Genomic DNA, 12,742 nt, shown 5'->3' on the forward strand with positions numbered 1-12,742 from the left:
AATTTAGATATTAATACTATTTTCAAATTTTTCTAAGTTTTCGAGCAGAGATATAGCAGATTCATAACTTTCAGTAATTAATCCCTTTTGTTCTTCTGGGGTGTATATCAAATTATCACTTAGAGAGCGGAGAGAGCCAAGTATGAGATTCAGAGAAGCCCGAAACTCATTAGAAAGATGATTAAATGTCTGATAATAGCTGCTTATAATATCTTGATTTTCTTCAGAAATTGAGATAAATTCTTCATTTAGTTGCAAGTTAATAACATCCTCAAAAACATCTATGGTGTTGAGAATTCTCCAAGCTGATTTGTAAGAATCTTCAATTAATTGCTGCTGTTCTTGGGAATTGTCTACTAAATCATCAAGTAACAAGTGCAGGAACCCAATCATTGAGTTCAACTGTGTCCGAATTTCGTGAGAGATGCGGAGCAAGCTTTGCTTGTGTTTAGTAGCGGCTTCAGGATGTTCAACAAATTTCTTTGAGTTTAGGCGCATTGCCTTAAAAATTTTTGTCTGAATTAAGTCTTTCTTAGGCTGATCGCTAAATTGCATTGAGTACAAACGTGAGTAGTACCCACCTTTTGGTAACAGTTCATCATGAGTTCCTACTTCTACCACTTGTCCTTGATCTAATACGGCAATTTGATCGGCTTTTTGGACTGTGGAAAGGCGGTGAGCAATTACAAGGGTTGTGCGATCGCGACTCAATTCATCAAGTGCAGATTGTACTAAGCGTTCGGAAACGGTATCTAAAGCGCTGGTGGCTTCATCTAAAATCAGAATATCTGGATTTTGGAGCAATGCGCGGGCGATCGCTAATCTTTGCCTTTGTCCACCAGATAACATCACGCCGCGATCGCCAATCAAGGTGTCAAATCCTTGAGGCAATTTGCTAATAAACTCATAAGCATTTGCCCGCTTGGCTGCTGTCAGAATTTCATCCTCTGTAGCCTCTTCTCGCCCATAAGCGATATTATTTCGCACCGAGTCATTAAAAAGAAAAGTATCTTGACTAACAATCCCCATTCGCTTTCGCAGCGATACAACATCAAACTCCCGCAAATCAGTACCGTCAATGGTAATACTGCCAGCGATTGGGTCATAAAATCTGGGCAAAAGGTCTGCTAATGTGGATTTACCAGCACCAGAACTGCCTACTAATGCTAAGGTCGTGCCATGCGGTAAAAATAAACTTACATCTTTGAGTACCATTTTTTCATGGTCAGGGTAGGCAAAGCGAAGAGAATTAAAAGATATACCCTTTTGTAATTTTGTATAGGGAAGCTTACCCTTATGCATGAACGGCTTATCATTGAGACTTAAAAATTCATTTGCCACATCTACACTGGCGGCGGTACTGGCAAAGTTACTGCGAATACTATTTAACTGAGAAATTAATGGCAGCACTCGCAGCAGCACTAATAGATATGTTAAAAGTACGGTGGAAAGAGAGGAAACCTGGCCAGCAAAGAAGGTTTTGCTCAAAAGTACAATCAGCAGTAAAGCTGTAATACCCATTACCTCGCTCAAAGGTGTAATCGCTTCTGAATTAACCTGAGATTGGAAATCTGCTAACTCGCGATCGCGAATTAATTTTTGAATTCGTTGATATTCTTTTTCTTCATTTCCCGTCGCCTTTACCAGTCGGATTCCGTTCAAAGTCTCCAGCACAGAGATTGAATATGCTCTAGACATTTCACTAAGCTGTTTACCAAAAGTTCTCGACTTAGAAATGGCATACTGATTTATTAACGTCACTAAGAACAGCAAAAGCGTAGAAGCAATTGTCAACTCCCAAGAAATTGACAGTAATAACCCGACAAAAACTAAAATTGTGATTCCCAGGATAACTATCTTGACCGTACTACCTATAGCACTTGCAGCCCGACCAATTTCTCCACCAAGACGGTTGATTAAATCACCAACCTTTGTTTTGGCATAATAATCTATATCAACTTCTAATAATAGCTTTAACCCAGTTTCGCGCATATCTGATGTTAGCTTTCGGGTTAAAGAACTTGATGCCAAGGCGCTGGCATAAGTAGCTAAGTTTTTTAAAAAAATTGTGAATAAAATCGTCCCAGCCATTACTACTATCCGGTAAGATTCTGGGGTATTATCAAAGGGAGATATCAACCTTTTTAGGATGGGAGGGGCAGAACTTAAATCTACTTCTTGCCCAACAATTTTTAAAATTACTGGCACAATTAAAGCTGTGCTAATTCCATTAAATAAGGCTCCAGAAAATCCTAACAATATTGTTAGCAGAATTAAACCTGGATAGGGTTTAGCAAATCTTAGTAATAGTTTTCTGGTAGACATTGGGTATTATTATGCAACTTTAATGTATTAATATTATTCACAATTTACTTGTCAAATTTACTCATCATCAAATAAATCAAATCCCAATCAAGATTTATAACCGAGCAATTACCGACTTGAGCACAGAAGCCATAGTCTCTATGCTATAGAGTTCCACACATCTTTCTCTTGCCTTGATACCTTGCTGCTCTGCTGACTCTAAATTCTGAAAAATCAATTGTATTTGTTTAGCAAGCTGTTCAGGACAAGCAGGCTCGACTAAATAACCAGTATTACCTAAAATTTTGGGAATATCTCCAACGCACGTTGATAGTACAGGTTTAGCCATTGCCATTCCATCTGTCAACTTTAGGGGGAACTGAGCGCGAGCAGTCAAAGTATCTCGCTGGGGAACAACTACAATGTGAGCAGATGCTACAATTTTAGGCATTAATTCTACAGGGCACCTTGGTAATTTAATAATCCAACGCCCCCACTTTTGAATCAATTTATCGTCATAATCATCGTAAGGACTACCACCCACAATCACTAATCTTAAATCTGGCTCATCCAACAAATCGAGCGCCATTAAAATGTCTTCAACCCCCTTGTGAGGTCGTGGTGCCCCAGGAAACATGAGAATTCGATACTCAGAAAGGCCGTAATCCGTTCTGCTAGTCTCAGAATCATACTTCTGGGGGTCAAACATTGCGGTATCTTTACCATTAGGTACGTAAACACCACCGAAGCGTTTTTGCAGAAACTCAGTATCTATTGTTACTGCATCTGCCTTTGCTACTAAGTTTTCCATCCATTTGAGATACAGTGGATGATCTGGAAATTTTAATGCGCCATTTTTCTTGAAAAAATCACGATAAAATTGCTTAAGACTAGGACGATATTTCCACTCATCACCTCCGTGCCAACTGAGTTCCCAGTCATCCATATCTAGAATTAAAGGACGACGACCAATAAATTTTTTCAGTAGCGATAGGCCAAAACTTGTAAACTTGGGTTTTACTGCATAAATAATATCTCCATCTATTTTTTGCAAAAGTTGACGAGCAGATATCAGAAATTCTGGATAATTTGTACCTGGAAGAGAAACAACTGAAATGCCAGACGGAGGAATAGCATATAGTTCTTTACCATAAATAAAACCAACAATCTCTACTTCATAATTGAGACTTTGTAGTACTTGAGCTAGTAAAAATGCTCGAATACTACCCCCTCCAGATAAATCACCAACAATTAATGAAACTTTCAATTTTGATGTTTCCTCCTGTAAATTTGCAATTTCAATATTGATAAATATTTAAAATTATTCATAATGTAATACAGGAAAAAGGCTTGTGCACATATTCATCAGAAGATGTCATTTTTTGCGCCAGGGATTTGTAACTTGATTGGGTAAAAATGCTTTAGCAAATTTGTCAAATACCCTGGTGTAGAAAGAACGGGTAATGTTTTTAGCATATTGAGGTCGATAAGCATAGGTACAGTGAAGAACTTTAATTTTATCCTGAATATTATAAGCATCCTCCCATTTGCTGAGATAATTATAGGTAGGTGGTAGTATTTTCATATTAGGGCGTACAGATGCGATCGCAGAAGCAAAAGCACCTTGATCTTTGAGGAGTAATTTATCTTGGTTATTTTTGACAATCTCAAAATAATGTTGAAATTCTTCAAAAAATACCTTGGTTACTTTTGTTTTCCGAAAAGCCATAAACCCGCCATTATACTGCACACTATCTGCTTGTAATGGTAAACCTACTGATTGCAGAATTGGCAAAACATTTGGCAAAAGTTCTTCTTGGTTACCACGTAATAAATTCGTAGCTTTCAGAATAGAAGGTTGCACATCTTCAGTTAACAAAAAGTCATACTCATCCAAATACTCAAATACGTCGTTGATATCAGAAAGTAAGCAAATATCTGAATCTAGATAAATTGTTTTATCAAACTCAGAGGCTGCATATAGAGCCAATTTTGCTTGCCTTGACGCTAAAACAGTATTTTCATTTGCAGGCGCTGGCTTTAAAATTACATTTTTGAACGCCTTTAGCAAGGGATAAAGAACTATTGGAACTTGGTCAATTAAAATAATGATCGGCTCTTGATGAAACTTCCTAACTGCCGCTAAAAAATGAATACAATCTTGAAAAGAGTAAAGCCCAGTTAAAATTGTAATAAACCCTCTATTTTGTGCTTTCATAAATAAGTTAAATAATTATTACTTTTAAGCCTAGTCCGTCAAGATAATTTAATGTGTCCATTCCCAAAAACTTTTACTCCAGTCTTCGTTATAATAAAAAACTCCTTGCCATTGATAAAAGTGAATAAAATCTTCGATTTCTAAAGTCTTATTCACATCTCTAATCATATAGAGAGGTCGCTCACCGTAAAATGATGCCCACATACTATAACTACTAGGAGCGCCAATAATATAATCACATTCAGCTAAAGAATACATATCCTCAATTATATGATTATTGCCATAAACATAAGATAAATGTTGAAAAGATTCGTCATTTTGCTTCTGATTTGAGCAAATCAAAAACGTCACTTTTTTATTAGGAAATAGCATTCGTGCTGATTCCATAACCTTTAAATACTCTTCAACTAAATAAAAATATTTGCCATTTTGATGTTCTTGATAATCTCCATGACGGATATGGACTCCAATGAGCACATCAGTCTGGCTACGAATATTCGATATGAGTTTTGTTACATTTAACTGATAATTCTTTAGAGGCTGGAAGTAAGCACGAATTTTTTCCCCATGTTTTTGTAACCTTGATATATCATTTACAAACCATCCATCACGAAATACCCACCCTTGAAAAAAGTTGATACTTTCTGGCTTCAACTCTTTTGTAATGCTTAAATTGCTCCAACTAAAGGGCTGATTACGCTTAATCTCAATTGTGTTAAAACGTCCACTTTCAGCTAAATAACGGTTTATTTTATAGTAGTATTTGCGTAGTAATTTATTTCCTGCAATTGAAAGTTTACTAGAAGGGTAGCGACATAAAAAATCTTGAGATGTTGACTCGAAAAAATCAGCATACTCTTCAAATGCTGGGTTTAAAACCGTAAAATTATTTTCACATGCAAATGCCATAAAATGAGCAGATAATAATAATCTGTTGCCTAGTTGTCCAGATTTTGCCGAGATTACTAACATGTATAAAACCTCAAAAAGAAAAATTTATAATATTGACTTAAGCTTTAAAATACCAAGTTATAAACATAATAGAATTTAAATTATATTAAACCTAGCAGATGAAAGGAAATATACACTATAATCAAATATAGTTTTTGCTATTTTTAGAGTAGGAAATAATCAGATAAATCTAACTTTATATTTGCAGTTATTTCCAGAGAAAATTTACGGACAAATCCAGATAAATTTTGCTTTCTTATGGTATGTTTACGGTAAAACTACGGTTGTATATTATCATAACTGTTAATGAAGCATTACATTTGTGCTAATTCTCGTATAAATAATTACAATAATTTATCTAAGTAGGCTAGTTACTTGCTTAGAATTAAGATTGCTACTCGATACCAAACATCTATGTTGTAAGGGAGGCAAAGGTAATGCAGGTAATCCGTCTGGAAGCACTCTCAGATAACTACATATTCTTGCTACACGACCATAAACAAAATATTGCCGCCGTTGTTGACCCGGCGGAGTCTCTACCAGTATTAGAGAAACTGGCAGAATTAAAAGCTGATTTAGTAGCAATTTTTAACACGCACCACCATAACGATCATGTGGGTGGTAATAAGCAACTAATAGAACAATTCCCCCAACTGATAGTTTATGGAGGAGCGGAGGATCGTGGTAGAATTCCCGGTCAACAGGTGTTTTTGCAAGAAGGCGATCGCGTCGAGTTTGCAGACCGCATAGCTGAAGTTATCTTCGTTCCCGGACATACCCGCGCTCACATCGTTTACTACTTTCCCCCAGAAAAAGCTGGTGAGACAGGCGACTTATTTTGCGGCGATACCTTATTTTCTGGCGGTTGCGGTCGCTTGTTTGAAGGAACACCGAGCCAAATGGTAGACTCTTTAAGCAAACTGCGCTCTCTACCCGATGATACACGCATCTGGTGTGCCCACGAATACACTTTAAAAAATCTGCAATTTGCCTTAACTGTTGATGGTGACAATGACGACTTACAAAGACGCTTCAATGAAGTAAAAGCTTACCGTAGCCAAGGAGAAGCTACCATCCCCTCGTTGCTAGGAGTGGAGAAGCGAACAAATCCCTTTTTACGTTGGGATCAGCAATCATTACAATCAACCGTTAAGAGTAGCGATGGAGTCCAAACCTTTGCACGGATACGGGACATGAGAAATAACTTTTAGTCATTTGTCATTTGTTATTAATTATTCTTCCCCTGCTTCCCCTACCTCCTCTGCTCCCTCATCTCCCCATTCCCCAATTCATTCAATTTTCTCTAATAGTTGCGATCGCACCCTTCCTTTCGCTACGATCTGTAAGCTTTAGGGTATAGGCAAAGAAGCTTGGAATACAGCACTGACATTGTGAGCTATCTTACCCAAACCCGAATTAATCAGATTTTACAGGAAAAACGATGGCGAAACGCGTACAGTTAGTTTTAAATCAGGATATCAGCAAGCTGGGAAAATCTGGCGATTTAGTGGAAGTAGCTCCTGGCTACGCTCGTAATTATTTAATTCCCCAAAAATTGGCAACCAATGCCACTCCTGGTATTCTCAAGCAAGTAGAACGCCGTCGTGAGCAAGAGCGTCAACGGCAATTAGAACTCAGGCAACAAGCTCTTGAGCAAAAAGAATCTTTGGAAAAAGTTGGCAGCTTGACAATTGCCAAGCCAGTTGGTGAAAACGAAGCAATTTTCGGTACTATCACTACCCAAGATGTTGTAGATGCAATTAAGGCAGCCACCGGTCAAGAAATCGATCGGCGTGGAATTACCATCCCCGATATTAACCACCTTGGTACTTATCAAGCCGAAATCAAGCTGTATTTGGAAGTAGCAGCACAAGTCGATATTCAAGTCGTCGCTAGCTAGGAGACAGCAGGGGAAGCAGGGGGAGATGAGAGGATGAGGGGGATGAGGGAGATGAGGAAGCAGGGGGAGCAGGGGGAGCAGGGGTCATAAACAATTCCTAACTCCTAACTCCTAACTCCTAACTCCTAACTCCTAACTCCCAACCCCATACTCCCAACCCCATACTCTCAAATAGCTTTCATCTCAAAACTAAAATCGTTTATGGCTGAAGCACTGAGTTTTCAAGGCGATGGTAGCGATCGCCTCCCACCACAAAATATTGAGGCGGAAGAAGCGATTTTGGGGGGTATTTTACTAGATCCAGAAGCGATTAGTCGAGTTAGCGATCGCCTCCTTCCAGAAGCTTTTTACATTAGCGCTCACAAAGATATTTATCAAGCAGCTGTGAGGCTCCACACCCAAGGTAAACCCACAGACTTACTTTCAGTCACAAGTTGGCTGACTGACCATGAAATACTAGCCCGCATTGGCGGTAGGAATAAATTAGCAACTCTGGTAGACCGCACAGTGTCAGCCGTCAACATCGACGCTTTAGCAGGGTTGGTGATGGACAAATACCTGCGGCGACAGTTAATTAAAGCTGGCAATGAAATTGTACATCTTGGTTACGAGACAGAAACCGAATTACCACAGGTTTTAGATCAGGCAGAACAGAAAGTTTTTGGCGTTACTCAAGAGCGTCCCCAATCGGGTTTAATTCACATTTCTGATACTCTAATTAATAATTTCCAAGATATTGAAGATCGAAATCAAGGCATCGCCTTACCAGGTATTCCCTGCGGATTTTACGATTTAGATGCCATGACTAGCGGCTTTCAGCGTTCTGATTTGATTATTGTCGCGGGCCGCCCATCAATGGGGAAATGCTTGCATGAAAATGCGGAAATACTTTTGAGTGACGGGAGTATCTCAACTATTAAAGAAATATACCATCGTCGGCAAGCTGAGTTAATAACTTTAGGAAATGATTGGAAGTTTCATCTAACTCAAGCTTCAGCCTTTGTTAATGACGGCATTAAACCAGTTTTTAGTGTTACTACTCGCTTAGGACGATATATTGAAAGTACTATCACCCATCCTTATTTAACCCTCAATGGATGGCGACAACTTTCAGAATTAAGAGTAGGGGATAAAATTGCTGTAGCTCGTAAACTTAATGTATTTGGTACAGAAACTATCCGCGAGTGTGAAGTTAAATTATTGGCATATTTCATAGGTGATGGGTGCTTAACAGATTCAACACCAGAATTTACTAATATTAACTCTCGTATCCAAAATGATTTCACATACGCTGTTACCAGCTTTTCACCCAAGTTGAAAGTTAGGATAGAAATTAAGAGTGAACGCACCCCAATACTCTATGCAGCTATGTCTCAAGGGCAAAAGAATCCTTTAACAACATGGTTGGAAAACATAGGGCTATGGGGCAAAAAAGCTGATGCCAAAATCATTCCGCAAGTCATTTTTAAATTGGAGCGATCGCAAGTTTCCTTATTCCTCAATCGTTTATTTGCAACCGATGGATGGGCTACATTACTTACAAGCGGTCAATCGCAGTTAGGCTACTGTACTGTCAGCGAAAAATTAGCTAGACAAATACAACATTTGTTATTGCGATTTGGAATTATTGCCAGTCTGAAAAAACGCTCTGTGAAATATAAAGACACTCGCAGACAAGCTTGGCAATTAGATATTACTGATGCCCAGAGTATCAAAAATTTTATCTCAGAAATTGGTATTTTTGGCAAAGAAGAGGCATTAACTAAGGTTGCAGATGCAATAGCTAAAAAGAGATATCAAACTAATCGTGACCTTATTCCAATAGAAATTTGGGAACAGATAACAACAGCTAAAGGTAATGAACCTTGGACTCTTTTAGCTCAACGTGCTGGAATTCAAGGATATTCAAATATCCATGTTGGGAAACGTGCTTTAACACGAGAAAGGCTTTGGATATTAGCAAATACTTTAGAAAATTCGCTACTTCAACAGTTAGCAGCGAGTGATGTGTACTGGGATGAAATAGTTTCCATTGAATCGATGGGATGCAAACAAGTTTATGACTTAACAATCCCAGAAACACATAATTTTGTTGCTAATGATATCTGTGTACACAATACAGCATTTTGCTTAAACCTTGCTCATAATATCGCCGCTTCTTATAAATTACCAGTTGCTTTTTTCAGCTTGGAAATGTCAAAAGAGCAGCTGACGCAACGTTTATTAGCTAGTGAAGCGCAAATTGAAAGTAGTTATTTGCGAACTGGCCGCCTGAGCCAAACACAGTGGGAACCTTTAAGCCGTGCTATTGGTATCCTTTCTGAAATGCCGATTTATATTGATGACACGCCGAATATTACAGTTACACAAATGCGTAGTCAGGCAAGAAGACTGCAAGCGGAAGTTGGAACTGAATTAGGATTAATTGTAATAGATTACTTGCAATTGATGGAAGGAGCAGGTGATAATCGCGTACAAGAATTGTCAAAAATTACGCGTCAACTCAAAGGTTTAGCGCGGGAATTATCTGTACCAGTTATTGCTCTATCTCAGTTAAGCCGAGGGGTAGAAGCACGTACTAACAAGCGTCCGATGTTATCTGATTTGAGAGAAAGTGGAAGTATTGAACAAGACGCGGATTTAGTAATAATGTTGTACCGCGATGAATATTACTCTCCCGATACTCCCGATCGCGGCATTGCAGAAGTGATTATAGCTAAACATCGCAACGGGCCTACTGGTACTGCGAAACTTTTATTTAACCCACAGTTTACAAAGTTTCAAAATTTAAAAATTTAACCATTGAATCGGCAGTGGGGGCTGAGGGAGCAGGGGAAGCAGTAGAAGCACGGGGAAAAAGGATAACTAATGCCCAATGCCCCATGCCCTATGCCCTATGCCCCATATCCTAGCTTCTACTTAACTCCGAGCAATTCCACATCAAATAGCAGAGTGGCGTTAGGCGGAATCACATTACCAGCACCACGAGAGCCATAACCTAACTCTGCGGGGATGATTAACTGACGACGACCGCCTACTTTCATGGTGCTAAGTCCTTCGTCCCAACCTTTGATTACCTGTCCAACGCCAATTTTAAAACTGAAGGGTTGGCCGCGATCGCGTGAGCTATCAAACTTAGTACCATCTTCTAGAGTGCCGACATAGTGAACTTCAACCGTTTGTCCAGGTTGAGGAGTCGCCCCAGTCCCCTCTTTTAACTCGACATACTTTAATCCAGAGGGGGTGGTTACGGCATTAGCATCAGACATAGTATTGCTCGCAATTAGAGTATTATTTTCAGTTACAGTTGGGGGCGCTGTCAGCGTTTGGGTTAACTCGGCAGCAATGGCAGTATTCTGTTTACTGCCTACTTGCCCTACAGCCAAAAGTACAACACACGCCAGCATGAACGCCACGCTGAGGAAAATTGGTTTCAAAATCAGTTCTCCTTACTTAGGTATCCTGGCAAAAACATTACCAACAGGACACAATTAGTTTAAATCAGAAAGGACATCTTAACGCCAAAGCTTATTTTCTAAATCGCGCAATTGACGCTCTAAACGGTCAATTCTACCGCGCAGTTCGTCCACTTCCGACTGGCGAGCTACCCCCAAATCTTGCATCATATTTCGCATTTGCCGTTGCATTTGAACATCTAAGTTTCCCTGCTCCGACTTTAACTGCTGGGCAATATCATCTATAACTGCCTTGGCTTGCTCTGGATTGAGCTTACCGTCTTTAACTAAATCATCGCTGACTTGGCGCAGTTTTTCTGCTACTAAAGATGTTGTGCCAAGACCCACCATCATAAGCTGTTGCACCCAGTTGTTGCTGTCCATACTGCCTTCCTCTTAAATTATTTCAAACCAGCCGATCATTGCTCCTGAGTGTAGGAAATCAAGCTATGCTAAAAGCGTGGTTATTCTAGCCTACATCTCTATTTTGGCAAATTAGCAAACACAGAGATCACAGGATGTGCTTATAGAACGACTTAAGTTTAAGGTTGTCTTCAATTTAAGGGAAAATTTTATTCAGAAGGACGCATAAATTTCGACAATAGGGCTGGCTGAATATCCTAGATTTCTCGCTAAAGAGGTTTGGATTAGCCTCAATGACCACACAGAAATTACCCTCATCATTTTTGGGGCAACACTGGAGCAGTGGAAAGCCTTACCCCAAGCAGATTTGCAGACTATTAAAGATAAATTCATCCAAGGAGTAAGAGAATTTTATCCAGTAGTGGAGTGAGCAAAGTATCAAGTACGGAAATTTCTCCATTTCTAGGTGAAAGATTACTCTCGACTCCAAGAGTTGGGGCTTAACAACAGGCAAGCTTCCGCCACAGTTACTAATGAAGCGATCGCCTCAAAAGATTATAGGAATCCAACTTAATATTTCACGACAATTCAAGTCATTGGTCATGAGTCATTAGTACCAATGGCTAAATCGGCGGGAATCCCGCCGATCCGATTTGAGTTTTGCGGAGTATATTAAGAACCGAAATTTGATTTAGCAAGCTTTCAGTCAACTGGCTTTTCAAAAATCAAATCGCATTCCGATCATAAAATGAGTAAAGGTTAGATAAACCCATTGCTTTTGAAACTTAAAGCATCTTATTGGCATCTCCATTCTTAAAAGTAGATAAGACTTAGATAAAAGTTAAATTTTTGCACGCCAATTCTGAAAAGCTATTTCATAACCCTCTGATTTACTCTGATAAACACTCCACCAATGAAAAAATAGTCCTAACCCCCATCCTAATACTGGAAAAATAGCCCAAAAATAACTAGGACTAGTTATTAGATTCAAAAGAATAAGGAATAAATTCACCGCTACGAAGCTAACCAAATTTGCCCTAAAGGTTCTGCGTCGGAAAGTATTAAATGTGCGTCGCAAACGTTCCTCTTCTTCTTGAGCTAACCACTTGTTTTCAGTTGCTTCCAAAATATCAGAAGAGATACCTAAGTCAGATGCCATTTCTATAAGCTGTTCTCGTGAAAATCCACCTTCCTGTTTACGAGCGAGTGCTATTTGAAGGATTTTTTGCACATCTTCTGAATCGTAAGTCATTTTGATTACCTTATAAGTTTGTGTGTAAATGCGCCTTTGATTTCACGAGGTTTTCGCTAGGTTTCGTTCAATTCAGTTAGCGAAAGCCTCTACATTTTGCACCCAATACTTAGTTAAATTTACACCCTTATTATTTTCTCACAATCGGTTTAGAGCTACTGTATTTGTCAATACCTCTATATCGCATTTATGAAATTAAGCAAACATTATTTGAAAGTTGAATGCTAATAATGTCAAAAAAGACTGATTTAAATCATGAATTACTAATTATTAATTATGTTGAGGTACTTTTTTTATTG

The 12,742-nt window shown here is 38.9% G+C and carries 10 protein-coding genes; 3 read left to right on the plus strand and 7 right to left on the minus strand.

Annotated elements, in window-relative coordinates; genetic code table 11:
• Nucleotides 1–3 precede the first annotated feature (3 nt).
• The 4 genes from LC608_RS20265 to LC608_RS20280 form a co-directional block, all read right to left on the minus strand.
• The gene (locus tag LC608_RS20265) at nucleotides 4–2,325 is read right to left on the minus strand and encodes an ABC transporter ATP-binding protein (protein ID WP_229555228.1); all 2,322 of its coding nucleotides are present in this window, start codon (nucleotides 2,323–2,325) and stop codon (nucleotides 4–6) included.
• A 94-nt stretch (nucleotides 2,326–2,419) separates the two neighbouring features.
• Nucleotides 2,420–3,571, minus strand: a complete 1,152-nt coding sequence (locus LC608_RS20270; RefSeq protein WP_229555229.1) for a glycosyltransferase family 4 protein — start codon at nucleotides 3,569–3,571, stop codon at nucleotides 2,420–2,422.
• Nucleotides 3,572–3,679: 108 nt separating this feature from the next.
• On the minus strand, nucleotides 3,680–4,522 hold the full coding sequence (locus tag LC608_RS20275; protein ID WP_229555230.1) for a putative nucleotide-diphospho-sugar transferase: 843 nt from the start codon (nucleotides 4,520–4,522) through the stop codon (nucleotides 3,680–3,682).
• 48 nt (nucleotides 4,523–4,570) lie between these two features.
• Nucleotides 4,571–5,494: an alpha-1,2-fucosyltransferase gene (locus LC608_RS20280; protein ID WP_229555231.1), complete on the minus strand. Its 924-nt coding sequence runs from the start codon at nucleotides 5,492–5,494 to the stop codon at nucleotides 4,571–4,573.
• A gap of 416 nt (nucleotides 5,495–5,910) precedes the next feature.
• Between LC608_RS20280 and gloB the strand changes: the two genes are divergently transcribed.
• The 3 genes from gloB to dnaB all read left to right on the plus strand — a co-directional run bounded on the left by gloB (nucleotide 5,911) and on the right by dnaB (nucleotide 10,172).
• Nucleotides 5,911–6,684 carry a hydroxyacylglutathione hydrolase gene (gene gloB / locus LC608_RS20285; protein ID WP_229555232.1) on the plus strand — a complete coding sequence of 258 codons (774 nt, stop codon included), beginning with the start codon at nucleotides 5,911–5,913 and terminating at the stop codon, nucleotides 6,682–6,684.
• 230 nt (nucleotides 6,685–6,914) lie between these two features.
• Nucleotides 6,915–7,373, plus strand: coding sequence for a 50S ribosomal protein L9 (gene rplI, locus LC608_RS20290; RefSeq protein WP_229555233.1), 459 nt, complete (start codon nucleotides 6,915–6,917; stop codon nucleotides 7,371–7,373).
• Between the two features lie 201 nt (nucleotides 7,374–7,574).
• Entirely contained in the window at nucleotides 7,575–10,172 is a 2,598-nt protein-coding gene (gene dnaB, locus LC608_RS20295) for a replicative DNA helicase (RefSeq protein WP_229555234.1), read from the plus strand.
• Between the two features lie 116 nt (nucleotides 10,173–10,288).
• Here the strand turns inward: dnaB and LC608_RS20300 are convergent, their stop codons facing one another.
• The 3 genes from LC608_RS20300 to LC608_RS20315 all read right to left on the minus strand — a co-directional run bounded on the left by LC608_RS20300 (nucleotide 10,289) and on the right by LC608_RS20315 (nucleotide 12,443).
• A complete protein-coding gene (locus LC608_RS20300; protein WP_229555235.1) occupies nucleotides 10,289–10,810 on the minus strand; it encodes an FKBP-type peptidyl-prolyl cis-trans isomerase in 522 nt (173 codons plus the stop codon).
• Nucleotides 10,811–10,888: 78 nt separating this feature from the next.
• Nucleotides 10,889–11,212 carry a phasin family protein gene (locus LC608_RS20305; RefSeq protein WP_229555236.1) on the minus strand — a complete coding sequence of 108 codons (324 nt, stop codon included), beginning with the start codon at nucleotides 11,210–11,212 and terminating at the stop codon, nucleotides 10,889–10,891.
• Nucleotides 11,213–12,032: 820 nt separating this feature from the next.
• Entirely contained in the window at nucleotides 12,033–12,443 is a 411-nt protein-coding gene (locus tag LC608_RS20315; protein ID WP_229555237.1) for a 2TM domain-containing protein, read from the minus strand.
• Between the last annotated feature and the right edge of the window lie 299 nt (nucleotides 12,444–12,742).

Source organism: Nostoc sp. XA010 (assembly GCF_020829625.1).
Lineage (GTDB): Bacteria > Cyanobacteriota > Cyanobacteriia > Cyanobacteriales > Nostocaceae > Nostoc.